General features: G+C 49.4%; 21 protein-coding genes. 13 read left to right on the top strand and 8 right to left on the bottom strand.

The window, feature by feature from the left end; translation table 11 throughout:
- Positions 1-203 precede the first annotated feature (203 nt).
- Positions 204-2,084 (top strand): pseudouridine synthase, encoded by a 1,881-nt coding sequence (locus tag ACTJJJ_RS30405; RefSeq protein WP_440703781.1) that lies wholly within the window; start codon positions 204-206, stop codon positions 2,082-2,084.
- 70 nt (positions 2,085-2,154) lie between these two features.
- On the opposite strand, the gene ACTJJJ_RS30400 is transcribed toward ACTJJJ_RS30405, so the two are convergent.
- The 5 genes from ACTJJJ_RS30400 to ACTJJJ_RS30380 form a co-directional block, all read right to left on the bottom strand.
- The gene (locus ACTJJJ_RS30400) at positions 2,155-3,684 is read right to left on the bottom strand and encodes a Do family serine endopeptidase (protein WP_188939134.1); all 1,530 of its coding nucleotides are present in this window, start codon (positions 3,682-3,684) and stop codon (positions 2,155-2,157) included.
- A gap of 203 nt (positions 3,685-3,887) precedes the next feature.
- Entirely contained in the window at positions 3,888-4,316 is a 429-nt protein-coding gene (locus tag ACTJJJ_RS30395; RefSeq protein ID WP_426292486.1) for an Hsp20/alpha crystallin family protein, read from the bottom strand.
- A 239-nt stretch (positions 4,317-4,555) separates the two neighbouring features.
- Entirely contained in the window at positions 4,556-5,302 is a 747-nt protein-coding gene (rnc, locus tag ACTJJJ_RS30390) for a ribonuclease III (RefSeq protein WP_188939136.1), read from the bottom strand.
- A gap of 14 nt (positions 5,303-5,316) precedes the next feature.
- A complete protein-coding gene (gene fabF / locus ACTJJJ_RS30385) occupies positions 5,317-6,570 on the bottom strand; it encodes a beta-ketoacyl-ACP synthase II (RefSeq protein ID WP_426292485.1) in 1,254 nt (417 codons plus the stop codon).
- 43 nt (positions 6,571-6,613) lie between these two features.
- Positions 6,614-6,850, bottom strand: coding sequence for an acyl carrier protein (locus ACTJJJ_RS30380; RefSeq protein WP_015813362.1), 237 nt, complete (start codon positions 6,848-6,850; stop codon positions 6,614-6,616).
- Positions 6,851-7,082: 232 nt separating this feature from the next.
- Between ACTJJJ_RS30380 and kdsA the strand changes: the two genes are divergently transcribed.
- Genes kdsA through ACTJJJ_RS30360 form a run of 4 tightly spaced genes read left to right on the top strand, consistent with a single transcriptional unit; the run spans position 7,083 to position 9,679 of the window.
- Positions 7,083-7,895, top strand: coding sequence for a 3-deoxy-8-phosphooctulonate synthase (gene kdsA, locus ACTJJJ_RS30375; protein WP_440703780.1), 813 nt, complete (start codon positions 7,083-7,085; stop codon positions 7,893-7,895).
- Complete coding sequence (locus ACTJJJ_RS30370) at positions 7,892-8,584, top strand: phosphatase PAP2 family protein (protein ID WP_188939139.1); 693 nt, start codon at positions 7,892-7,894, stop codon at positions 8,582-8,584. The genes kdsA and ACTJJJ_RS30370 overlap by 4 nt, the downstream gene beginning before the upstream one ends.
- 60 nt (positions 8,585-8,644) lie before the next feature.
- Entirely contained in the window at positions 8,645-9,103 is a 459-nt protein-coding gene (locus tag ACTJJJ_RS30365; protein ID WP_188939140.1) for a GyrI-like domain-containing protein, read from the top strand.
- Positions 9,104-9,139: 36 nt separating this feature from the next.
- A complete protein-coding gene (locus ACTJJJ_RS30360; RefSeq protein ID WP_426292482.1) occupies positions 9,140-9,679 on the top strand; it encodes a DNA-3-methyladenine glycosylase I in 540 nt (179 codons plus the stop codon).
- Between the two features lie 59 nt (positions 9,680-9,738).
- Here ACTJJJ_RS30360 and ACTJJJ_RS30355 read toward each other — a convergent pair whose 3' ends face one another.
- Both ACTJJJ_RS30355 and ACTJJJ_RS30350 read right to left on the bottom strand, forming a co-directional pair.
- On the bottom strand, positions 9,739-10,557 hold the full coding sequence (locus tag ACTJJJ_RS30355; RefSeq protein WP_426292481.1) for a glycerophosphodiester phosphodiesterase family protein: 819 nt from the start codon (positions 10,555-10,557) through the stop codon (positions 9,739-9,741).
- A 131-nt stretch (positions 10,558-10,688) separates the two neighbouring features.
- The gene (locus ACTJJJ_RS30350) at positions 10,689-11,606 is read right to left on the bottom strand and encodes a PfkB family carbohydrate kinase (protein ID WP_440703779.1); all 918 of its coding nucleotides are present in this window, start codon (positions 11,604-11,606) and stop codon (positions 10,689-10,691) included.
- A gap of 191 nt (positions 11,607-11,797) precedes the next feature.
- On the opposite strand from ACTJJJ_RS30350, the gene ACTJJJ_RS30345 reads away from it, so the two are divergent.
- The 3 genes from ACTJJJ_RS30345 to ACTJJJ_RS30335 all read left to right on the top strand — a co-directional run bounded on the left by ACTJJJ_RS30345 (position 11,798) and on the right by ACTJJJ_RS30335 (position 14,945).
- On the top strand, positions 11,798-12,181 hold the full coding sequence (locus ACTJJJ_RS30345) for a DUF5618 family protein (RefSeq protein WP_426292480.1): 384 nt from the start codon (positions 11,798-11,800) through the stop codon (positions 12,179-12,181).
- A gap of 24 nt (positions 12,182-12,205) precedes the next feature.
- Positions 12,206-13,708 (top strand): cysteine--tRNA ligase, encoded by a 1,503-nt coding sequence (gene cysS / locus ACTJJJ_RS30340; RefSeq protein ID WP_440703778.1) that lies wholly within the window; start codon positions 12,206-12,208, stop codon positions 13,706-13,708.
- A gap of 202 nt (positions 13,709-13,910) precedes the next feature.
- Positions 13,911-14,945, top strand: a complete 1,035-nt coding sequence (locus tag ACTJJJ_RS30335; RefSeq protein ID WP_440703777.1) for a M28 family peptidase — start codon at positions 13,911-13,913, stop codon at positions 14,943-14,945.
- A gap of 45 nt (positions 14,946-14,990) precedes the next feature.
- Here ACTJJJ_RS30335 and pbpC read toward each other — a convergent pair whose 3' ends face one another.
- The gene (pbpC, locus tag ACTJJJ_RS30330; protein WP_440703776.1) at positions 14,991-17,291 is read right to left on the bottom strand and encodes a penicillin-binding protein 1C; all 2,301 of its coding nucleotides are present in this window, start codon (positions 17,289-17,291) and stop codon (positions 14,991-14,993) included.
- Positions 17,292-17,455: 164 nt separating this feature from the next.
- Between pbpC and glpK the strand changes: the two genes are divergently transcribed.
- The 5 genes from glpK (at position 17,456) to ACTJJJ_RS30305 (ending at position 23,913) form a co-directional block, all read left to right on the top strand.
- A complete protein-coding gene (gene glpK / locus ACTJJJ_RS30325; protein ID WP_440703775.1) occupies positions 17,456-18,955 on the top strand; it encodes a glycerol kinase GlpK in 1,500 nt (499 codons plus the stop codon).
- Positions 18,956-19,171: 216 nt separating this feature from the next.
- Complete coding sequence (locus ACTJJJ_RS30320) at positions 19,172-19,981, top strand: exonuclease domain-containing protein (protein ID WP_440703774.1); 810 nt, start codon at positions 19,172-19,174, stop codon at positions 19,979-19,981.
- Between the two features lie 120 nt (positions 19,982-20,101).
- A complete protein-coding gene (gene nuoK / locus ACTJJJ_RS30315; RefSeq protein WP_176885077.1) occupies positions 20,102-20,437 on the top strand; it encodes an NADH-quinone oxidoreductase subunit NuoK in 336 nt (111 codons plus the stop codon).
- Positions 20,438-20,490: 53 nt separating this feature from the next.
- Complete coding sequence (gene nuoL / locus ACTJJJ_RS30310) at positions 20,491-22,410, top strand: NADH-quinone oxidoreductase subunit L (RefSeq protein WP_440703773.1); 1,920 nt, start codon at positions 20,491-20,493, stop codon at positions 22,408-22,410.
- Positions 22,411-22,464: 54 nt separating this feature from the next.
- Positions 22,465-23,913 carry a complex I subunit 4 family protein gene (locus ACTJJJ_RS30305; RefSeq protein ID WP_440703772.1) on the top strand — a complete coding sequence of 483 codons (1,449 nt, stop codon included), beginning with the start codon at positions 22,465-22,467 and terminating at the stop codon, positions 23,911-23,913.
- Positions 23,914-23,916: the final 3 nt, after the last annotated feature.

Here is a 23,916-nt window from a genome sequence, read left to right as displayed (position 1 = left end):
TAAACACGTTCGAAAATTTTTACCCGGAAAAATTCATGTATCTTTGCAGGCTAATTTTTTAAACACTAGTACTCTGACCATCAGATACGTTGGCTAACCAGTTTTAGTGGCAATTCATACCATTTTGTGCGAATTAAAGCACTAATCGGTTACAAGGTAAATTTGTAAGAGGAAATAAATCCAGTAGTGATACTGCATTCCTAATGAGAAACAGAAGCAATTCAAAAGGCGGCAACAGTTCCCGCCCATCAGCCGGAGGCTCCAAAGGTGGAGGCGGCTACTTCAAACGCACTAAGCCTGAGACCGAAAGCCGGTTCAGCAAGCCCAGCGTAAAAAAATCCAGTCTGAAATTTTCAGCTCCATCCGAAAACAGAGGCCAGAAAGCACGTCCGAGCTTCGATCATGAGAAGCCGCGCGACGATCGCTCAGGCTTCGGTAAGCCGGGCTTCGACAAGCCGGGATTCGATAAGCCTGGATTCGGTAAGCCACGATTTGACAAGCCTCGCTTCGACAAGCCCGATTTCAAGAAATACGGATCAGACCGTGGCGACAGCCAGCGCCCGTTCCGTCGTGAAGGCGATTCTGCCGACCGCGGTTTCAAAAAAGACTTCCGTTCCGGCGACCGCCCTGGTGACAGAAAACCATTTGCCGATCGTCCTGAAAGAGCCGGATTCGGTGGCGGAGACCGCAATCGTGAGTTGAAACCCCGTTTCGACAGGGATAACGACGAACGCGAGTTCAGGCCACGTCCGGACAGAGATTCACGCGACTTCAAATCACGCCCGGAAAGAAGCAACGGTGACCGCGAATTCAAGCCGAGCTTCGATAAGCCGAGATCCGACAGAGATAGCGGCAGCCGTGAATTCAAACCGAGATCCGACAGAGACAGCGGCAGCCGTGAATTCAAGCCAAGATCCGACAGAGACAGCGGCAGCCGTGAATTCAAGCCAAGATCCGACAGAGACAATGGCGACCGTGAATTCAAACCAAGGCCTGAAAGAGGTAATAATGAGCGTGAATTTAAGCCGGGCTTCGATAAGCCGGGCTTCGACAAGCCGCGCCTCGAAAGAGACAATGGTGATCGTGAGTTTAAGCCGCGTTCCGAAAGAGAAGGAGGTGAATTTAAGCCACGTGCGGAGCGTGCGGGCGACGATAGGCCCGGCCGTTCATTCAACCGGAATGAAGGTTCATTTAAAAAAAAAGACGATAGGGAGGACAAACCCTACCGCTCCCGTTTCCAAGACGACGAACAGCTGCCGGACCGCAGCGGGTTGGAGAGACGCGTAGGCCGGTACGAAACCGCACCGCGTTATAATCTGGAAAGCTACGATCAAAAGAAGAAAGCATCACCGAGGCATAAAGACAAGGAAGAAGGCGATGAGATCCGTCTCAACCGGTACATCGCCAATGCGGGTATTTGCTCCCGCCGCGAAGCCGACGACCTGATTTCTTCCGGCCAGATTTCGGTTAATGGCAAGATCGTTGCCGAAATGGGTTACAAAGTGCGTCCTACCGACGTCGTGAAATACGGCAAGAAAGCATTGAACCCTGAGAAAATGGTGTATATCCTGATCAACAAGCCAAAGGATTATATAACCACCACCGACGATCCAGAAGAGCGCAAAACCGTGCTCGACCTGATCGCGGGCGCATGCTCGGAGCGCGTGTACCCGGTAGGCCGCCTCGACCGCAATACGACCGGTCTGTTGTTGCTTACTAACGATGGCGAATTAGCTGAAAAGCTGACGCACCCTTCCAGTGGTATTAAGAAGATTTATCAGGCAGAAATCGACAAGCCGATTACTACTGAGGATTTCGAGCAGCTGCAAGCCGGCGTAGAACTCGAAGACGGGTTTATCCGTCCCGACGAAGTGGGTCTGGTTACTCCGGACGCTCAGGTCGTAGGTCTTGAAATCCACAGCGGCCGCAACCGCATCGTTCGCCGGATGTTCGAGCATTTGGGCTACGAAGTTCAGAAACTGGACCGTACCGTTTTCGCTGGTCTGAACAAAAAAGATCTGCCACGCGGCAAGTGGCGTTTCCTGACCGAGAAAGAGGTGATTAAGCTGAAATTCTTGCTTTAACAGCAACGGTTATAAAACAAGAAGGGCTGCGATGATGATCATCGCAGCCCTTTCTTTATACATTCAATTATTACAATCTGAATCCGAATGAGTAGACATCGTAAGGAGCGTCAGGGTAAAGTCCCTCAAACTGCACCATCGATTCTTCTTTGCCTGCGATCGCAGCTTCAAATTCCTTCACAGTTTTGACAGCTTTGCCGTTAACTTTGGTGATAATGAAACCTTCTTCCACCTGTGAACGGGCGAACTTGCCGCCGTCGATAGACAGTACTTTCACACCGCCATCGATTTTGTAGCGCGATAGTCTTTGTTTTTCCTGATCGCTCAGGTTACCGAACTGCGCACCTAGCGAGCTCATTACAGCAGCCGATTCGTCTCTTTTGATGATTTCGGAACCACCTGTGCGATTACGCAACGTAATGCTCAGGTCTTTTTCCTTGCCGTCGCGGTTCACGGTCACATTCACTTTATCGCCAGGCTTGTGCAACCCGATCGATTGCTGCAATTCAGGGATCGAGTGGATGTTCATACCGTCCACTTTAACGATCACGTCGCCTTTGGCAACACCGCCCGCTTTGGCTGCGCTATTTTCGGTGAAATCACGAACGTAAACTCCGTCATTTACTTTCACACCATATTCTTCGGCTTTTCTGCTGTCGAGGTCGTCAAGAGAGATTCCCAGATACCCGCGTTGTACATTACCGAATTTGATCAGATCGCTCGATACCTTTTTCACAATGCTCGAAGGCACCGCAAATGCGTAACCTGCGAAGCTACCTGTGGGGCTCGCAATGGCGGTATTAATACCGATCAGCTCGCCTTTCAGGTTTACCAATGCACCACCACTGTTGCCAGGGTTCACCACGGCATCGGTCTGAATGAATGATTCCAGCGGTGAGTCACCGGCAGTAGCCGCAGTAGGCTGCATTTGGTTACGGCGTGATTGGCCGATAATGCCCAATCCCCGGCCTTTTGCACTCACGATACCGGCTGTTACCGTAGATTCGAGGTTGAAAGGGTTACCAACAGCCACTACCCATTCCCCTACTTTCACCGCGTCGGAGTTACCCAGCGTTACGGCCGGCAGATCTTTGCCTTCAATTTTAATCACGGCAATATCCGTGGAAGGATCGGTACCGATCACTTTCGCGCGAAATTTGCTTTTGTTATGCAGCGTCACTTCCAGCTCCTGCGCACCTTCCACCACGTGGTTGTTGGTAACGATGTACCCGTCGCCAGAGATGATCACACCCGAACCGGTTGCTTCCGATTGCTGAGGGCCGCGTTGGCCACCACCAAAATCGTCACCGAAGAAATCCCGGAAAATGTCGGGGATCTGCTGTTGCCCACGGGATTGTTGGCGTGTAATAGTCGATTTAATATGGACCACTGTTGGTGTGGTAGCCTCGGCGGCATAAACGAAGTCGCCCGGAGCACCCGCTGGCGCGCCTGCAGATGTGAAACGTGCTATATTTTCAGAAGCCGCTTCTTTAAAAATCACATCTTTATCATGATCAGGAGCCAGGAATTTGAGGCCAGCTATGGTTGACGCACTTGAAATCAACCCAACCAACACCAAACCTTTCCAATTTGTTTTCATAGACATATGTTGGGGTTATATTTTTATGGACAAATAACGTAAATCGGTTAACAAATTATTCCCGTCGTAGATTCGTTTAACATCTTTTAACAAAGATATTCGATTTGGGAATTTACTAAAATATCCTGCCAGGCGATTATCCATTGGTCTCACAAAAAAGGCGTTATCCTTTCGAATAACGCCCATTATGTAAGTCCGGCAGATTAAGCGATCTCGATCTGGCGGGCCGGTTTTTCTTTCGCTTCCTCACGTTTCGGCAAAGCGATGCTTAGAATGCCATCGGCATAGTTAGCCTCGATCCTGTCGCCGTCGACGGTATTAGGCAAAGTGAAGGTCCTTTGGAAAGATGAATACTTAAATTCCTTCCTGGTGTACTTCTCGTTTTTGTTCTCTTCCTTCTGCTCTTTCTCAGCTGAAATGGTCAGTTGATTCTTTTCAAGGTTCAGTTTGAAGTCTGATTTTTGAAGGCCCGGAGCCGCTACTTCGATGCGGAAACCTTCTTCGTTTTCAACCACGTTCACAGCTGGTACGGTGCCCGCAAATGCAGGCGTGTTGTATTCGTTAAAAAGATCCTTACCAAAAAATCCGTTCAAATAAGATGGACCTGCGAAATGTTTGACTAATGTGCTCATTGCTATAAGGTTTTATGTTTTTAGTTTTTCTGTTTTCTTTTAACCTCACGGTTATGCCCTCTATTTAACAACTTCTGTTCCGGGCTTGAAAAACTGAAAAAATAGCGCCAAAATGACCGATTTCACCAAAAACACGTTAGAAAATACAGACAAAATGACCGATTCGCGTTTGCAAAAATGACAAAAACGCCATTAGCCCATTGGAAAACCAATGAGCGGATATTCACCAGGAAGCAGGGTTATTTCAATTCAAGGATGGCACAGGCCTGCTCAGAGGCAGACTGCTCGGCTTTCTTCTTGGTAAAGCCATTACCTGTTGCAAAAGGCTCGTCGTTGACGAGGATCTGGGAGATGAATTCGCGGTGGTGGCGGGTGCCCCGTTCTTCAAGTATTTCAAAACGGATTTCCTTGCCTTCGCGCTGCGCCCATTCGATAATGAGGCTTTTGAAGTTTACATTGTTCTGGATAATGTTGTCCAGATCGTAATGCGTGATGAGCTTGCTGATAATAAAGGTACGCGTAAAACGGAAACCCTTATCGAGATAAATAGCGCCTACGAATGCTTCGAGCGCGTCCCCATACATGGATGAGCGGGGCGACATCCCGCGGCGGTTACCATCGTATTCGATCAACCGGTCGAGCCCCAGCTTACGCGAAATCTGGTTCAACGACTCGCGGTTCACGATCCGTGAGCGAATTTCGGTAAGGAAACCTTCGTCTTTGTAGGGATATTTGGTAAAAAGAAATTCTGCTACCACCATGCCCAGCACCGCATCGCCCAGGTATTCCAAACGCTCGTTCGATTCCCTGAAACCTTTGATTGCGGTTTCACGGGAAGCGGAGGTATGCCTGAAAGCCAGCTGATAAACGCCAAGATTGGAAGGCTTGTCGCCAATGACATGCGCGATCGACTCCTTAAATTTTTTATCCTCAGCACTTCCGGTCCTGAAAAGGGAAAGAATCGGTATAAGAATTCGCTTTGCCAATGGTAGAGATTTAATCAGTCTTCGTACTTTTTGAAAACGACTGATGCATTATGACCTCCGAAACCGAATGTGTTACTCAAAGCGATATTTACGCGACGTTTTTCAGCTTTATTGAATGTCAGCTTCAACCGCGGATTGATTTCCGGGTCGTCGGTAAAGTGGTTAATGGTAGGCGGCACGACCTGGTCTTTGATCGCCATGATACAGGCGGCAGCTTCGATGGCTCCTGCTCCTCCCAATAAATGCCCTGTCATCGATTTCGTAGAGCTGATATTCAGATCATATGCATGCTCGCCGAAGAATTTTTCTATGGCTTTGATCTCCTGCGGATCACCGATCGGGGTTGATGTGCCGTGGGTATTGATGTAATCGATTTCCTCAGGCTTGATACCCGCGTTTTCGATCGCATTTTTCATTACAATAAAGGCTCCCAGTCCTTCCGGATGCGGGGCTGTGATGTGATAGGCGTCGGAAGACATACCGGCACCGATCATTTCGGCGTAAATATTGGCCCCGCGTGCTTTCGCATGTTCGAGTTCTTCCAAAATAAGCGCTGCGCCACCTTCTCCGAGCACAAAACCATCACGGTCCTTGTCATAAGGGCGCGAGGCAGTTTCAGGCGAATCGTTTCTTTCGGACAATGCCTTTAATGCATTGAAACCGCCTACACCGGCAATCGTAACTGCCGCTTCCGAACCGCCGGAGATACACACGTTCATCAAACCGAGTTTGATGTAGTTGAATGCATCGATCAATGCGTTGGTCGCCGAAGCACAGGCCGAAACGGTGATAAAATTGGGTCCCCGGAAACCGTACCGGATCGACAAAACACCGGAGGCGCTGTCGACGATCATTTTCGGGATAAAGAAAGGATTGAAGCGAGGTGTCCTGCCGTTCTCGGAGAAGTTCATCACTTCTTCCTCGAAAGTTTTGAGGCCACCGATACCGGAGCCCCAAATTACACCGGCTTTGTCGAGATCAAGCGTATCTGCGTCAAAGCCGGCGTCCTTCATCGCTTCATCAGCCGCGATGACGGCGTATTGTGTAAAGGGGTCCATTTTACGGGCTTCTTGCCTTGGGATGTAATTCGTAACGTCCAGGCCTTTCACTTCACACGCAAAACGGGTACGAAACTTTTCAGCATCGAACCGCGTGATGGGGGCTGCACCGCTTACGCCTGCAACCAGATTTGACCAAAAGGTAGGAACATCATTGCCAACGGGCGTCAACGCGCCCATTCCTGTAATTACAACTCGCTTAAAACTCATAAAATTGGGACAGAAATAGAAGATTGTACTGGTAAAAACCGGATTACTTCACGTTTTCTTCCAGATATGCAACAGCCTGACCAACTGTACCGATGTTCTCTGCCTGATCGTCAGGGATAGAAAGATTGAATTCTTTTTCGAATTCCATAATCAACTCAACGGTGTCTAGAGAGTCCGCTCCCAAGTCGTTCTGGAAGTTTGCTTCCGGTGTAACCTCCGACTCTTCTACGCCGAGTTTTTCGACGATAATTTGCTTAACTCTTTCTGCAATTGCTGACATTTTATAATCACTTTTTGGTTAAAATCGCCACAAAGAAAGATATTTCAGTTCACTTTTTCAAAAATTTTTTAAACAGGCCATATTATTGCACAATCCCTGTTTAAAATAAAAAAAAGCAGGAAATCAGCCAATTATAAGGCATCTGTTTCAAGAAATCGATTGATTGCAAACAGAACATTACGGATAGCCGTACATTCGCGAAACATTTATCAATATCTATACCAACACCAGTATGATCTCGATACCGAAGCTGAAAAACACTGATTCGACCTCCTTTTTCCTCATGGCCGGTCCCTGTGCGATCGAAGGACGGGATATGGCCCTGCGAATCGCCGAGCATATCGTGACGGTTACCGACCGCCTTCGCATTCCCTATATATTCAAAGGTTCTTATCGCAAAGCCAACCGCACCAAGATCGATTCGTTTACCGGGATTGGTGATGAAAAAGCGCTGAAAATCTTGCAAGAAGTAAGTCAGACTTTTGGCATTCCTACTGTAACCGATATACATGAATCACACGAAGCCGCATTTGCCGCTGAGTATGTCGATGTTCTGCAAATACCCGCATTCCTCTGCCGCCAGACAGAACTCCTCGCAGCCGCAGCGCGCACAGGTAAGGCTGTGAATGTGAAGAAAGGGCAATTCCTTTCGGGTGCTTCGATGAAATTTGCTGCCGAAAAAATCAATGAAGTAAATCCGGACGCCCAAGTGATCCTCACGGATCGAGGCAACAGTTTCGGCTATGGCGATCTGGTTGTAGATTACCGTAACCTGCCCGAAATGGCCGCATTCGGCGTACCCGTAGTGATGGACTGCACGCATTCATTGCAACAGCCCAACCAAACCTCCGGCGTAACCGGCGGCAAGCCCAAACTGATCGAAACGATAGCCAAGGCAGCCATTGCCGTGGGCGCCGATGGTCTTTTTATCGAGACCCATTTCAACCCCGCCGAAGCCAAATCCGACGGCGCTAACATGCTCCCGCTCGATCAGCTGGAAGGGTTATTGGAAAGACTCGTACGTGTGAGAGAAGCAATCTTATGATCCCAAAATTTACAAAGGCATATTTGATATGCCTTTTTCTTTGTCTGCAAATCCTTCCGCGGTCCGCATTTGCGCAGGAGGATTCTACCAAACTTTGGAAAGTGACAGCCGGGGACATTATTCCCCCTGTTTCCCTTGGACTCGCCGGCCTCATCGTGCAGGGCAAAATCAGTCGGAATTTGCAGGAGCATGTGGTTTCTAAATATCCCAATTATCATACGCACCTGGACGACTACCTACCGTATGCGCCGGGCGTGGTAAGCCTCGGGCTTGCATCGGCGGGCGTAAAAGGGAAACATAAGCTGGGCGATCAGGTAATCCTGGCTTTGCTGTCGAACATCATCGCGCAAGGCGTTACGCAAAGCCTGAAACGCATTGTGCGATACGAGCGGCCTAACGGGGAGGATAACCATTCATTTCCATCCGGACACGCCACGACCGCATTTACCAACGCCACGATTCTGCATGAGGAATACGGCCAACGAAGCGTATTATACAGCATAGGCGGCTACGGAACGGCCACGGCCGTAGGGACAATGCGGGTGCTCGGCAACCACCACTGGCTGGCGGACGTGCTCATGGGTGCGGGTATAGGCATAGGTGCAACGAAAGTCGTGTATATCAGCTACCCCTGGCTGCAACAGCAGGCGCGAAGAATAAAAGCCAGGCGGCACAGTGAAAAAAACTGAATGCTGCTGACATAGGGTTGTCATTCGAAGGTTTGAATTTTGTGGAAACATCTGTTAGCCATGCAAACTAAAACCATTCAACCTATCCACGTTTTGTATTTCGAAACGCGGACTTCGTTCCAGGAAATTTTTCAGTATGTACGTGTAGAAGCCCGGAAACTGTATCAGGATGCGGTTCGCAACGACCTCGAAATTACCGGCCCGGTTTACTGGGTTTACCAGGGTGCGGACGGACGCCCCGATACGGTTTTCACACTCACCATTGCATTACCTGTCACGCCACCTTCACACACTATTGATTCGCCTTACCAATTGAAGCAGCTCGAAGCATTCGAATGCATTACCGAGCAGCTTTACGGAAATTGGGATGGGCTGATTAATACTTACGGTTCGCTCTTCAGCGAGATCATGTCCCAAAAGCTGGTCATGTCGGGACAGAGCCGGGAGATTTATTTGAATATGGATTTTGAAAATCCGGACCGGAATATTACCGAAGTACAGATCGGTATTTTGAAATAAGCTATTTTAAAGGACAAGATCCTAAAAATCAACGCGATGTCATATTGCACTTACATCATCAACAACCCCTCGGAGCAGGCTGATTACCTGCTCCACAAACATTACCACGACAACCAGTACGGCTTCCCGATCGACGATGACGACGAGCTATTCGGGCGGCTTTTGCTGGAAATCAACCAGGCCGGGCTTAGCTGGACGCTAATGCTCCGGAAGCAGGACAGTTTCCGCGCGGCTTACGATAATTTTTCTATCGAAAAAGTGGCTGCTTACGATGAATCCGATCGTGAGCGGCTTCTCGCTGATCCGGGCATTGTCCGGAACCGGTTGAAAGTGAACGCGGCGATCGTGAATGCGCAGAAGATTCTTGAATTGAAAAAAGAATATGGGTCGTTCAAAAGCTGGATCGACGCACATCATCCTTTGACCAAAGAGCAGTGGGTCAAGCTGTTTAAGAAGACTTTTAAGTTTACCGGCGGTGAGATTGTGAACGAATTTTTAATGAGTACCGGGTATCTGCCCGGAGCGCATGACCCGGATTGCCCCATCTATCATACCATTACACCGACATCCCGCTAGTAGTTAATCTGGTCGGGAGATAGCATTTCAACCTGATCTTTGATCTATTCCCTCGAATGCTATTGAACATTTCCCTTTATATACGACACCAGTTCCCCCGGCTTGTCTGTCTGCAAACCCTGCACCCCTTTATGCAATGCCTCGCTCCACGAAGCCGGTCCTTCGGTAGGGCTTTGAACGTCGAGCCAGACCGATAGGCCAAGTTCATGCGCGGCTTTGAGCAGTTCAGGGTTGGTAATGTTATCGACAACCTGAATATGCATTTGACCCAGAAATGCAGCCAGCTGTTCTTTGTTTGTAACTTCTTTGGGAAGGCTGGTCATCAGCGGCATGTCGGGCGCTACTTCTTTCCACTTTTTGTATTGCTCCTCCTTATTTAAATAAACCACTACCTGATGCTCCATCCCAGTGGCTTTGATTTGCTTCCAGGTTTCGGATATGTCGGCGTCCTTGAAGTCGAGGTAAATGTTGATTTTGCCTTTGCAAAGCGCTAAAATTTCCTTGAACTCGGGAATGCGGTGCGTCTTTTTGTTGCGGTTGAAAACCTGTAATTCTTCCACTTCCTGCCAGGTCATATCTGCTACTTTCCCCGCTCCATTGGTAGTCCGGTCAACTTTTGCGTCGTGCAGGGCTATGAGGTGGCCGTCTTTGGTTGTTCTCAAATCTACTTCCACATAATCCGCACCACAGTCAATGGCTTCGCGTGTGGATGCCAGCGTATTCTCCGGCGCATTCACATGGTTGCCCCGGTGGGCGATCACGATGGTTTTGTGTTTGGAGTGCGGTAATGCAGGGCGTGCATGCTGTTGTGCGAATGCAGGTAAAACGGGTGCGGCGCAAGCCACCAGAAGGAAGATTTTTTGAACAAACAGTCTCATCGGGAATTTCAGGTTATCAGCGGGGTTACAGTTTTTTCCATCAATCGGGCCCATAGGCCGGATAAAAAAAGAGTCTATAAGCAGAAATATAATTCCAACTCACAGACTCATTTACTCTGAATTTTAAACTTTTATTGTATCTCGAAGCTCGACAAATTCACAAATTCCTGAACGCGCGCATTGATTTCCTCTTGTGAAAGGTTCACCAAACGCTCGGTACCGAATTTCTCCACGCAGAAAGATGCCATCGCCGAGCCGTAAATGATCGCACGCTTCATATTATCAAAAGAAATATCATCGGTAGCGGCAAGGTAACCGATAAGCCCGCCCGCAAATGTATCTCCTGCGCCGGTCGGGTCGAACACTTCTTCCAACGGCAATGCAGGTGCGAAGAATATACGGTCCTCCTGGAACAACAACGCGCCGTGCTCGCCTTTTTTGATGATCAGCGTTTTGGGGCCCATCGCCATAATCTTCTTCGCAGCTTTGCGTAAAGAGTATTCACCCGAAAGCTGGCGTGCTTCCTCATCATTAATAGTAAGCAAGTCAACCAGTTTCAAAACTGCTTTCAAGTCATCCAGAGCGATATTCATCCACAGGTTCATGGTATCGAGCATGATCAGCTTCGGGCGTTTCGCCAGACGCTCGATCACCAGTTTCTGAGTTGCCGGGACGGTGTTGCCCAGCATTAGGAACTCGGTACCCTGGTAGGAATCCGGAATGATCGGATCGAAATGCTCCATGACATTCAGCTCGGTGATCAGCGTGTCGCGGGTGTTCATATCCTCGTGGTACTTACCCGACCAGAAGAACGTCTTGCCATCCTGCACAATCTCCAAACCTTTGGTGTCCACGCCGTGATCTTCGAGCAGGTCTATCATTTCCTTTGGAAAATCACCTCCCACAACCGCGACGAGGTTATTCTGTTTGGTAAAGTAAGAGGCCGCTAGTGTGATGTAAGTGGCAGCACCGCCGATAATTTTGTCTGTTTTTCCAAACGGGGTTTCGAGCGCATCGAATGCAACAGATCCTACGGTAAGTAAGCTCATAAGTGATTACTGTATTGATTTTAAGTTAGTTTCAAACTGGATTTTAAATGCAAAAACGCTGCGAAGATAAACAAAACGGCCGAATAGCCTCTCCCCGCGAGCTCATTCTCGCTTAGACTACAAATCAATCTTGGGTTATTTGCTATTTTTGTCTGAATCAAAATAATACACCACTCTAATCACATACTATCATGGAAGCAATCTCAGAAGCAAGACGACACATTGACAATGCAAAGGATTTTCTCAGCAACAATGCAAGGAAGCAGGATGGACTTTATCAGGACCGGAAGTATGTCAAAATCGCGGGACACACAGCGTACACTGGAGTGTTGTTGGCATTGAACGAACTTTTAGGAGAGAAAAACAAAAAGACGCCAAAGAGTGTAGAATGGTATCAGCAAGAGCTAAGCCGAGTTGATAAAACACTTTTGTCAAACTTTACTGGGGCCTACGAAATCCTCCATATTGATATGGGTTATCAGGGAATCCGAAGCGCCGATACCGCATCATTAGGTCTGAAGAAAGCCGAAAAAATCATCGATTGGGTCGAAACGCGTCTCGAAAAGAAAAACTAGTAATCAAGAAAGTACAACATATAAATGACCGCACAAACTTTCCAACCACTTAAAATATTCAATACGCTTACCCGTAAAAAGGATGTATTTGTTCCCATTGCTCCCCCCTATGTAGGCATGTATGTGTGCGGGCCGACGGTCTATAACAATGTGCATTTGGGCAACATCCGGACTTTCCTGTCATTTGATATCCTGTTCCGTTACCTGACGCACATAGGATACAAAGTGCGTTACGTCCGCAACATTACCGACGTGGGTCACCTCGTGGGTGATGGCGACGCAGGCGAGGACAAGATCGGGAAAATGGCGAAGCTGCAAAAGCTCGAACCTATGGAGATCGTGCAGCGCTATACCAATGATTTTCATGATGTTACCGCGATATTCAACCTGCTTTCGCCTAGCATCGAGCCTACCGCCACCGGCCACTTGATCGAGCAGATCGAGGCGGTGCAGACGCTGATCGATAAGGGTGTGGCCTATGAATCCAATGGTTCGGTTTATTTCGATATTAATAAGTACCAGGCAGGCGGCAACGAATACGGCAAGCTTTCAGGACGCATTATCGAAGATTTGCTGAACGAGACCCGCGACCTCGACGGCCAGGCCGAAAAGCGTAACCCGCTGGATTTTGCGTTGTGGAAAAAGGCTAACCCGGAGCACATCATGCAATGGGAATCGCCCTGGGGCAAGGGCTTTCCCGGCTGGCATTTGGAATGTACCTGCATGAGTGCCAAATATTTAGGCAAGCAATTCGATATCCACGGTGGTGGCATGGACCTCAAATTCCCACACCACGAATGCGAGATCGCACAAGGTAAATCGCTGACCGGCGAAGAGCCTGTCCGGTATTGGATGCATACGAATATGCTGACCGTCAATGGCCAGAAAATGTCCAAGTCGCTAGGCAACTCGTTTCTTCCTGCAGAACTGTTTTCAGGAAAGCACGAATTGCTCGACCAGGCTTACAGCCCGATGACCGTGCGTTTCTTCATGCTCCAGAGCCAGTACCGCAGCACGCTTGACTTCTCGAACGATGCATTGAAAGCGGCGCAAAAGGGCTATAAAAAATTGGCCAACGGCCTTCGCATTGCCAAAATGCTCACCTACGCGCACGAGGACGCCGTGAGTGCCGACGAAGCAAAAAAGTCCGACATCGAAAAGTCGATTGAAGGCTTTTACAACGCTATGAATGACGACCTGAACACGGCCGTCGCATTTGCCAATCTTTTCAACATGCTGAAATACATCAACATGCTGAATACCGGCCAGTTGAAATCAGCTGCACTGGGCGAGGCGGTATTTACTTCGCTGAAAGAACAGTTCGTAGTATTCTTCGAGGACGTGCTCGGGTTGGTAGAGGAGCTCGCCGAAGGCCATGCAATACTGGACGGCATGCTGAAACTGTACCGGGAATTTAAACTCTCGCAGAACTACGAAAAAGTGGACGAAATCCGTTCTTACTTCAAAAATCAGGGGCTGGTGATCCGCGACACCAAGACAAGGATCGACTGGGCGTACGAGGAGTAGCTAAAAAAGGACGGCCGCTACTCGCATATTTTATTGGGGCACTGCTGATAGTTGGTGGTGGTACCTGTGTGGGTTCAGACAAAAAGGTTGTGTCAATTGCCAGGCCCTTTTTCCGAAGAAAGCGTTCCTTCTATGGGCGATGCAAAGTACGTCGTAGAGGTAAATACAGGTTTTACAAAACGTAACAATATCTTATCAGGAGATGTCATTTCTTTTCAATAAATTCATTAACAACAAGTTAGCTATCCTATTTGCAATCATCATTGGCATTTACGGATGTAAAAGCAACACGAGTTCCGAGCAAACCGCCGAACAGGCACCGCCTGCGCTCGTCAAAAGTGCGGATTTCAATGCCGACAGCGCTTACCAGTTTGTACAAAAGCAGGTCGATTTCGGCCCACGCGTGCCCAACACTGCCCAGCACAGGGCTTGTGGTGATTACCTTGTTGCCACTTTGAAAAAATATGGTTGGCAGGTCGTCGAGCAGCCATTTACCGCCACTACCTACGACGGTACCAAGCTGAATGCGCGGAACATTATCGGAAGCTTTAATCCCCAGGCAAGCAAGCGCATCCTACTGACGTCGCATTGGGATTCACGACCGTTTTCGGACCAGGATTCTTTGGTGAAAAACAAACCGGTACTAGCAGCCAACGACGGCGCCAGCGGCGTGGGCGTATTACTTGAAATCGCGCGGGTGCTTTCCAAAGAGGCTACCAAGCCGGATATAGGCGTCGATATCATCTTTTTCGACGCGGAAGACTGGGGTTCATCGGGCTCCGAAGATACCGGATTGGAATACAGCGGCTTCTGCCTCGGCTCGAAGCATTGGGCGGCCAACAAGCATAATCCTAATTACACTGCCTATTTCGGCGTCCTGCTCGACATGGTGGGCGCGAAAGGCGCTACTTTTTTCAAAGAGGGTTATTCCGTTCAATTGGCCAATGATACAGTAAGGCAGGTATGGGCGACCGCCAGTCGCCTCGGTTACAGCAACTATTTCATTGACGAAACCGGCGGTGCGATCACCGACGACCACGTGCCCGTCAACAAAGTAGCCCGCATTCCGATGATCGACATCATCCACACGCGCCAGAATAACATGAGCAAAACGTTCTTCGACCAATGGCATACCGCACACGATACGATGGAACACATCGATCCGAAGACATTGAAGGCAGTCGGCCAGACGCTCGTTCAGGTGCTGTACCAGGAAGCGAAAGATCAGCCGCTGTAATGATGGTCAGAAAAAGTCAGGTGTTGTCAAAACCACACCTGACAGCTACATCCGTTTGACGACAATCCAAATGTCGGCATTCCGCCCCTTATCGTCGCTGCAGGAAATCTTAACGCGCCCTAGCGGCGGACTCAGGAAGACGCTTTCCTGCGGCGGTGATTTTTGGTATAATTTATCATTGACATACCAATAAACTTCCTGCACATCATTGGCCGCCTGGCAGGCGAGCTGGATTTGCTGCGGCTCATCCTTGCGAATATAATATTCACTTCCGTCGTTCGGGCTGACGATCAGCGGCGCTCCTTCGTGGAAAACCCTTTCGCATTTCGGATTATGGGGCGGAATCTTTTGATAAGGCAATTTTTGCAATTCATAAAATGCGATCAGTTCCGGCGCGAGGTTAGGATAGGCCTTTTTTTCAAAGCCCTTTTCAGGAAGACAATAGGTGCAGTAGGACATTTTTCCCGCCACGTCCGTAAAAACCCAGCGCATATGCTGGCATTTCCGGTAAGCAGAAACGCCCACGATGTATTGATCAGGAACCTGGTGATCGCAGAAGTCCGACGGAATGTCGCCGCTCACGGGGCAAACATTGCGAAGCGAAATATTGGCCGGCGATTTGTACCAGCCTTTCGGCGAGTTGTAATCCAATGCATTGAAGATTGAAAACAGCAAAGGCGTGGCAGTATTGGCGCCGCTGAGCTCGGCGACCCCTTCTCCCGAAAAGTTTCCAACCCAAACCCCTACAGTGTACCGCCGGTTATACCCAATGCTCCACGCGTCTCTTTTTCCATATGATGTCCCGGTTTTCCAGGCAATGCGTGGTAAATGGTAGGTATTGTCAAAATTAGTAGGTAAATCAGGACGGGTGATCTGGGTCAGGATGCTGGTAGTGAGGAATGTAGCATCTTCCGACAGAACCGGGGTTCCTTTTTTATCCAAAACGTCCCCGTCGCTCAGTCGCAGGTTCCGCAATTTACCCTCATTGGCAAATGCCGCAAAAAGCCTCGTGAGTTCTTCCAAAGTCACCCCACAGCCGCCTAATATCATGGAAAGTCCCAAATCTTTGGCCTGCTTATCGACGGTTTTGAAACCTGCTTTCCGAAGTTTGGCGATCAATGCGGGCGTGCCGATGTCTTTCAAAACTTTCACGGCGGGTATGTTCAGCGAATTAGCCAAAGCAAATTCAGTAGTAACCGCCCCATTGAAATGCTTATCGAAGTTTTCAGGTTCATACCCATTGAAATTCCCCGGAACATCATTCAAGACCGACTTGGGCGTGATAATGCCTGCATCGAATGCCGTTGCATATAACAACGGTTTCAAGGTACTCCCGGGCGACCGCACGGCCCTCACGCCATCGACCTGACCACCATCGAACGGATTATTGAAGTCCGCCGAACCTACGTAGGCCTCCACTTCCATGGTTTCATTGTTCACGACCAGCACCGCCGCATTATGGATATTCATCAATTGCCGGCGGTTGATGTAGTTTCTCACCTGCTCTTCGATCTGGCTTTGCGCTTGCAGATTGAGGTTCGTTCGGATTACCGGTTCATCAGGAAATTGCTGTTTGAGACGGATAGAAAGGTGCGGGGCAAGGCGTGGGGTTTGGAGGCGACGAATATTCAAAGGCTCTTCCAATGCATCACGGATCACATTTTCGTCGAAAAGGCCGTCTTCCGCGAAACGTTTCAGCCAGGCATTCCGGGCTTCACGCAATGCGTCGTTGCGCGTACCCGGGCGCAGGCCCGACGGGCGGTTGGGCACAATCGTCAATGCGGTGATCTCGGCGAGGCTTAGCAGCTGCGGCGCTTTGCCGAAATAGAGCAGCGAGGCCGCTTTAATACCTTCTATATTGCCGCCATACGGTACGAGATTAATGTAAAATTGGAGGATCTCGTCTTTGGAATAATGCATTTCCAATTGAAATGCATGCCACATTTCCACCACCTTGTTGGCGTAAGTTCGGGCGCGCGGGTCCATCAGCCGTACCACTTGCATCGTAATGGTGGACGCGCCGGAAGTTCTTCTTCCCGAAAATGCATTTCTGACGGCCGCCCGAACGACTGCGAACGGGTTCACGCCGGGGTGGTAGTAAAAATACTGGTCTTCTTTATAAATGAGTGTTTTCCGAAGTAGTGGTGTGATCTCGTCCACATTCGAATAGAGCCGCCATTTATCCTCCCTACTCAAAAAAGCATGGACTACGCGGCCTTTCGGGTCGGTGATCTGCGTCGCATAACGAATATCGGGATTGAAGGGAAAGGCCAGGTCGAGCGCAAAAAATACGAGTATGAGGCAAATCAATGCCAATAACCCTTTTCTGACCTTGCTGTTTTTCATAGGAGGATGTTTGTAGCCCGATTAGGCTGCAATATAATACAGCCAACGCCGCCAGACGGTTTTACCGTGCTCCGTTCAATAAAATTGCCCGTGCATTTGTCCTGATCGGTTAATTTTCCCTATTTACTTGCTTTACTACAAATAAAATCAATCATAATACCATTATGTCCAAATACATTGCCGCCATTGACCAGGGTACTACCAGCACACGCTGCATACTTTTCAACCATCAGGGGTATATCGTTTCGGTAGGACAGAAAGAACACGAACAGATTTACCCACACCCGGGCTGGGTGGAGCATAACCCCACCGAAATCTGGAAAAATACCCTGGAAGTGATTGCCCTGGCGCGGATCAACATATCGGCACACACGCAGGATATCGCGGCGGTGGGCATTACCAACCAGCGCGAAACGACGGTCGTATGGAATAAGCGCACCGGGAAGCCTTATTATAATGCCTTGGTTTGGCAAGATACCCGGACCACCGACCTGGTAGCGAAATATGAAAAGGAAGGCGGCCTCAACCAGTTCCGCGACATTACCGGGCTACCCGTTTCTACTTATTTCAGTGGTTTAAAACTTAAATGGCTGCTGGAAAACGTAGAAGGTATTCGTGAAGACGCTGAAAAAGGCGAGGCAATTTTTGGGAACATGGACACATTCCTGATCTGGCACCTTACTGGCGGCACGCAGGGCGGCATTCACGTGACGGACGTTACCAATGCCAGCCGCACGCAGCTGATGAACTTGCGCACGCTGCAATGGGACCAATCGATGCTGGACGCTTACAATATCCCCGAAATCATGCTGCCTGCGATTAAAAGCAGCAGTGAAATTTACGGCTATGCCACCCATGAGGTGCTTCCCGGCGTACCCGTTGCCGGCGACCTGGGCGACCAGCATGCCGCGCTGGTAGGCCAAACCTGTTTCGAACCCGGAATGGCCAAGAATACCTATGGTACCGGCTGCTTCCTCGTCATGAACACGGGTACCGAGTTGAAAACTTCCGAAAACGGCCTGTTAACAACCATTTCCTACAAATTCGGCGACCAACCGGTGCAATATGCGCTGGAAGGCAGCGTGGCAGTTACTGGCGCACTCGTGCAATGGCTCCGCGATAACCTCGGACTGATCCAGAATAGCGGTGATATAGAACCGCTTGCCCAAACCGTCGAGGATAACGGCGGCGCCTATTTCGTACCTGCATTCTCGGGCCTGTACGCGCCTTACTGGCGCAACGACGCCCGCGGCGTGGTCGCAGGCCTTACGCGTTACGTGAACAAGGGGCATATTGCACGTGCGGTACTCGAAGCCACTGCTTACCAGACGGCTGATGTCGTAAAAGCCATGGAGCAGGATTCCGGTATCCAACTCGCCAGTCTGCGTGTCGATGGCGGCATGATCCACAACCAGTTGCTGATGCAGTTCCAATCCGACATTCTCAACACGCAGGTAGTTTCCCCGGCCGTGGCCGAAACGACTGCACTAGGCGCAGCGTACGCCGCCGGACTGGCCGTAGGCTACTGGAAAAGCACCGAAGATTTGAAGAAAAACTGGGCCATAGCCCACACCTGGAACCCCGATATGCCGGAAGAAAAGCGGAATGCTTATTACAAAGGCTGGAAAAAGGCGGTAACGAAGTCGTACGATTGGATTGATTGATATCATATGTGATCAGGTATTGTCAGGTGTAGTTATCATTGTCAGTTCTGATCAGGAGTTGTGGACGAAAATTCTCCTCTCTTGACTACTCTTTACCGCAAATGACTACACCTGACCACGCCTGACCTTTTTTATAATCTTTATAAACAAGCCCATTCCTTGTGCCATCAAGCGGTTCACCTTAACTTCGCGCTGCCAAATCAACCAGAGTAACCCATGCATACCCTCCATCTCAAAAAGCCCCTTGCTTTTTTTGATCTTGAGACAACAGGAGTAAATATTGTCCGCGACCGCATTGTAGAGATTTCCGTTGTTAAAGCATTGGTGAATGGCGAGACTGAGATCCGCACCCGCAGGATCAATCCTGAAATGCCTATTCCGCTGGAAAGCAGCCTCATACATGGCATTTACGACGAGGATATCAAGGACGCGCCGACCTTCAAAAGCGTTGCCAAAAACCTTTCTTCATTCCTCGATGGATGTGATCTGGCGGGTTTCAACAGCAACCGTTTCGATATTCCCATGCTCGTGGAAGAGTTCCTGCGTGTCGGGGTCGACTTCGATATTAAGAACCGGCGGATGGTGGATGTGCAGCGCATTTACCACATGATGGAGCCTCGCAACCTATCGGCGGCTTACAAATTTTATTGTGGTAAAACCCTCAATAACGCCCACAGCGCCGAGGCAGATACCATCGCGACATTCGAAGTTTTACAAGGACAAATCGAAAAGTATCAGGGTGTTATCATCACCGATTCGCATGGTAAGGAAACCGAGCCGGTCAAAAACGATGTGGCTGCGCTGCACGAACTTACCGCTTCCAGGATCGTCGACTTCGCCGGCAGGATGGTGTTCAACGACAAAGGCGAAGAAGTTTTCAACTTCGGCAAGCACAATGGCAAGCGGGTAATCGACATCCTGAAAAACGAACCGTCGTTTTTCGACTGGATGATGAAAGGCGAGTTCCCGCTCGACACCAAACGGAAATTGACGGAGATTAAATTAAGGGGATTAACCCAACGTTGACATAATCGCAGCTCAGGTTTGAGTAAGTAGTAATTATGTCTATTTTTGCCTGAAATCTATTTTTGACTATTTTAACCGGATATCCCATTAGGTAAACCTGCTATGATCCCAAACCCTACCATGCCAGAGGTTAACATACCAGCGGTTATTCAACATATCCCACTTCAAAGCTACCTGATTCTCGCTACCCTGTTATTTGTGATCGGTATCATCGGCGTACTTACGCGCAGGAACGCCATCATCATTTTTATGTCGATCGAATTGATGCTCAACGCCGCAAACCTGCTGCTGATCGCATTCTCTTCCTACCGGTCTGATCCTTCCGCTCAGGTTTTCGTGTTCTTCATTATGGCTGTCGCCGCCGCCGAAGTGGCCGTGGGGCTCGCCATTATCGTAATGATTTACCGCAACACCAGAAATACGGACATCGGGTTCCTCAACAAGCTGAAATGGTAATTATCGGCACATAACCGGTACACAATCAAGAGATTAAAGATTAAAAAATAGACATGTCTGCATCATTACTCATCCTGATTCCGCTGCTGCCGCTCGTCGGCTTTCTGATCAACGGAATAGGATTTCGCAATATTCCCAAAGGCGCAGTCGGTATTATCGGAACGCTGGCCGTTGTAGCCAGTTTCGTCTTGTCTGTCATGACGTTCAATGCATTCGTAGCGTCCGGCAGCCAGCCGTTTATCGTTCCGCTTTTTGACTGGATCACCGTCGGCGACCTCAACATCCCATTCTCATTCCAGATCGACCAGCTTTCGCTGCTCATGCTGATGATCATTACCGGCGTAGGCTCGCTGATCCACATTTATTCGATCGGCTACATGCACCACGATTCGGGTTTTGGTAAGTTTTTCGCTTACCTGAACCTGTTTTTGTTTTTCATGCTCCTGCTGGTGCTGGGTTCCAACTACGTGATCATGTTCATCGGCTGGGAAGGTGTAGGACTTTGCTCTTACCTGCTCATCGGTTTTTGGAATAAGAACACCAACTACAACAATGCGGCCCGCAAGGCTTTCATTATGAACCGCGTGGGTGACCTCGGCTTCCTGCTGGGTATCTTCACGATCATCGCCACATTCGGTTCGGTTGAGTATTCCGAGGTTTTCAGCAAAGCCGCAGCTGGTTTCCAGGTGGGCGATCCGGTGATGATTACCATTACGCTGTTCCTTTTTGTGGGAGCAATGGGAAAATCGGCGCAGATTCCCCTGTACACCTGGTTACCCGACGCGATGGCCGGTCCGACACCCGTGTCAGCCCTGATCCACGCCGCAACGATGGTTACTGCGGGCATTTACATGGTGATCCGCTCCAACGTGCTGTATTCACTGGCCCCTTCGACGCTCGAAATCGTCGGTATTATCGGTGGCGCTACCGCGTTGTTCGCCGCTTCGATCGGTCTTCTGCAAAACGATATCAAGAAAGTACTCGCCTACTCTACCGTGAGTCAGCTGGGTTATATGTTCATGGGTCTTGGCGCAATGGCTTATTCGGCCTCGATGTTCCACGTAATCACCCACGCATTCTTCAAAGCATTGCTCTTCCTCGGTGCAGGTAGCGTAATCCACGCCATGTCCGACGAGCAGGATATTCGCTCAATGGGTGGTTTGAGAAAGAAATTGCCTGTTACATTCCTTACCTTCCTGATCGCCACTATCGCGATTTCAGGTATCCCGCCGTTTGCAGGTTTCTTCTCCAAAGATGAAATCCTTGCACACGTTTTTGAGCATAACAAACTCCTGTGGGTAATCGGTGTGCTCGGTTCGGTAATGACCTCCTTCTATATGTTCCGCCTGTTGTTCCTGACATTCTTCGGGACCTTCCGCGGTACGCACGAGCAGGAGCATCATCTGCATGAATCGCCTGCTTCGATGACCGTGCCGCTGATCATCCTCGCCATACTTTCTGCTGTGGGCGGTTTCATCGGCGTTCCCGAAGCACTGCACGGTTCGCACCATCTGGCCGAGTTCATGAGCCCGCTTTATGACCTGGCAAAAACAGCCAATCCGGCGGCATTCGTGCATACTTCCCTTTCGCATTCGGAAGAATATATGCTGATGGCCATTTCAGTGGCAGCGGCACTGATCTCCGCGATTGCGGCTTATGTGATGTATGTGCAAAAAGGCGCGGTACCGGCTCCGGATTCGGAAGAGAAATCGGGCTTGCAGCGTGCGATTTATAACAAATACTATGTGGATGAACTCTACGATGCAGTGTTTGTACGGCCTATCAAAGTGCTTTCCAACTTCCTGTATGCCGGAATCGAATTCGCTATTGACCTGATTATCGACGCGTTTGTAAGGCTCGTGTCGCTGGGCGCCAAACTGTTGAGAAAAACACAAACCGGCTCCACCGGCGAATACGTTTTCGCGATGGTGATCGGCATTGTGGTCATATTATTCTGGAAGCTGTTACTCTGATCCGATCATCCATAAATCCGTTTCCTATTAGTTTCGGACCGTCGACTTGAAAATATGCTTACTCTTCTTTTAATACTTTTTCCGATAGCGGCAGGCGTTATCACCCTCCTGGCCGGCGAACGCATGGCTAAGCAGCTTGCGCTGGTAGGTGGCCTGGCTTCATTGGGCGTGGCTATTTTTACCTGGCTGCAATTCGACCCCGCCGCAGGTTCGCAATTCGGCTTCAAATACGCCTGGGTTGCTTCCGGTGGCATTTCTTTCGCTGCGGGCATCGACGGTATCAGCCTTTTGCTGGTTTTACTCACTACTTTTCTTACCCCGCTGATCATCCTTTCGGCATTTAAAAACGAGTACAAAAACCCGGCGGCATTCTATTCGCTGATCCTGTTTATGGAAGCGGCCCTGATCGGTGTTTTTACAGCTACCGACGCTTTCCTGTTCTACCTGTTCTTCGAAGCCGCATTGATCCCCGTTTACTTCCTTGCGGCGATCTGGGGCGGTGAGAACCGGATTAAGGTTACATTCAAGTTCTTCATTTACACCATTTTCGGAAGCTTGTTTATGTTCGTCGCACTGGTTTACCTTTACTACCAGACGCCGGGCACACATACTTCTGAAATAGCTGCATTTTACCAACTGCAACTCAGCTCCGCAGCACAAGGTTACGTGTTCTGGGCATTTTTCATCGCTTTTGCGATCAAAATGCCGCTTTTCCCGTTCCATACCTGGCAGCCGGATACCTACACCGAGTCGCCAACCGCAGCAACAATGCTTTTGTCGGGTATTATGCTGAAAATGGGGGTTTATGGTCTGATCCGCCTGCTGCTACCGATCGTGCCCCTGGGCATGGAGCAATGGGGCTTCCTGGCGATGATCCTTTCAGTGATCGGTATCATTTACGGTTCCATTATCGCAATCCAGCAAAGCGATATGAAAACGCTTATCGCCTATTCGTCTTTCGCACACGTAGGATTGATGGCAGCCGGTGTATTTTCTTCTTCGTTGAATGGCTTGCAGGGCGCATTGATCCAGATGCTCGCGCACGGTATCAACGTCATCGGGCTGTTTTTCATCGTCGACATTATTTATTCCAGAACTAAAACCCGCTACCTCGATCAGCTCGGAGGCATTACACAAAGCACACCGCATTTGAGCGTGTACTTTATGATATTGCTGCTCGGTAGCGTTGCATTGCCGCTTACCAACGGTTTTGTAGGGGAATTCCTGTTGCTTTCAAGTGTATTCCAATACAAAGGCTGGCTGGGCGCTGTGGCCGGTCTGACGATCATTCTCGGTTCGGTTTACATGCTCCGTCTTTTCCAGAAATCCATGTTCGGACCAAAATCGAAATGGGTGGAAGGCTTCCAGGACCTTACCGCCAGTGAACGCGCCGTTCTGCTGCCGCTGGTGATCATGGTATTCTGGATCGGTATTTACCCAAGCACATTCCTGAAAATAACAGAGCCCGCTGTAAACCAACTGTTGCAACTGGTCAATAACTAAGTT

The sequence above is a fragment of the Dyadobacter sp. 22481 genome, assembly GCF_052044875.1.
GTDB lineage: Bacteria > Bacteroidota > Bacteroidia > Cytophagales > Spirosomataceae > Dyadobacter > Dyadobacter endophyticus.
The sequence above is the reverse complement of the archived record's forward strand: the minus strand, read 5'-3'. Positions and strand labels throughout refer to the sequence as shown.

What these genes read in the sequence shown, in the direction of transcription:
- ACTJJJ_RS30405 (WP_440703781.1), top strand. Translation starts at nt 204, where the DNA reads ATGAGAAACAGAAGCAATTCAAAAGGCGGCAACAGTTCCCGCCCATCA.
- ACTJJJ_RS30400 (WP_188939134.1), bottom strand. Translation starts at nt 3,684, where the DNA reads ATGAAAACAAATTGGAAAGGTTTGGTGTTGGTTGGGTTGATTTCAAGT.
- ACTJJJ_RS30395 (WP_426292486.1), bottom strand. Translation starts at nt 4,316, where the DNA reads ATGAGCACATTAGTCAAACATTTCGCAGGTCCATCTTATTTGAACGGA.
- fabF (WP_426292485.1), bottom strand. Translation starts at nt 6,570, where the DNA reads ATGAGTTTTAAGCGAGTTGTAATTACAGGAATGGGCGCGTTGACGCCC.
- ACTJJJ_RS30380 (WP_015813362.1), bottom strand. Translation starts at nt 6,850, where the DNA reads ATGTCAGCAATTGCAGAAAGAGTTAAGCAAATTATCGTCGAAAAACTC.
- kdsA (WP_440703780.1), top strand. Translation starts at nt 7,083, where the DNA reads ATGATCTCGATACCGAAGCTGAAAAACACTGATTCGACCTCCTTTTTC.
- ACTJJJ_RS30370 (WP_188939139.1), top strand. Translation starts at nt 7,892, where the DNA reads ATGATCCCAAAATTTACAAAGGCATATTTGATATGCCTTTTTCTTTGT.
- ACTJJJ_RS30365 (WP_188939140.1), top strand. Translation starts at nt 8,645, where the DNA reads ATGCAAACTAAAACCATTCAACCTATCCACGTTTTGTATTTCGAAACG.
- ACTJJJ_RS30360 (WP_426292482.1), top strand. Translation starts at nt 9,140, where the DNA reads ATGTCATATTGCACTTACATCATCAACAACCCCTCGGAGCAGGCTGAT.
- ACTJJJ_RS30355 (WP_426292481.1), bottom strand. Translation starts at nt 10,557, where the DNA reads ATGAGACTGTTTGTTCAAAAAATCTTCCTTCTGGTGGCTTGCGCCGCA.
- ACTJJJ_RS30350 (WP_440703779.1), bottom strand. Translation starts at nt 11,606, where the DNA reads ATGAGCTTACTTACCGTAGGATCTGTTGCATTCGATGCGCTCGAAACC.
- ACTJJJ_RS30345 (WP_426292480.1), top strand. Translation starts at nt 11,798, where the DNA reads ATGGAAGCAATCTCAGAAGCAAGACGACACATTGACAATGCAAAGGAT.
- cysS (WP_440703778.1), top strand. Translation starts at nt 12,206, where the DNA reads ATGACCGCACAAACTTTCCAACCACTTAAAATATTCAATACGCTTACC.
- ACTJJJ_RS30335 (WP_440703777.1), top strand. Translation starts at nt 13,911, where the DNA reads ATGTCATTTCTTTTCAATAAATTCATTAACAACAAGTTAGCTATCCTA.
- pbpC (WP_440703776.1), bottom strand. Translation starts at nt 17,291, where the DNA reads ATGAAAAACAGCAAGGTCAGAAAAGGGTTATTGGCATTGATTTGCCTC.
- glpK (WP_440703775.1), top strand. Translation starts at nt 17,456, where the DNA reads ATGTCCAAATACATTGCCGCCATTGACCAGGGTACTACCAGCACACGC.
- ACTJJJ_RS30320 (WP_440703774.1), top strand. Translation starts at nt 19,172, where the DNA reads ATGCATACCCTCCATCTCAAAAAGCCCCTTGCTTTTTTTGATCTTGAG.
- nuoK (WP_176885077.1), top strand. Translation starts at nt 20,102, where the DNA reads ATGCCAGAGGTTAACATACCAGCGGTTATTCAACATATCCCACTTCAA.
- nuoL (WP_440703773.1), top strand. Translation starts at nt 20,491, where the DNA reads ATGTCTGCATCATTACTCATCCTGATTCCGCTGCTGCCGCTCGTCGGC.
- ACTJJJ_RS30305 (WP_440703772.1), top strand. Translation starts at nt 22,465, where the DNA reads ATGCTTACTCTTCTTTTAATACTTTTTCCGATAGCGGCAGGCGTTATC.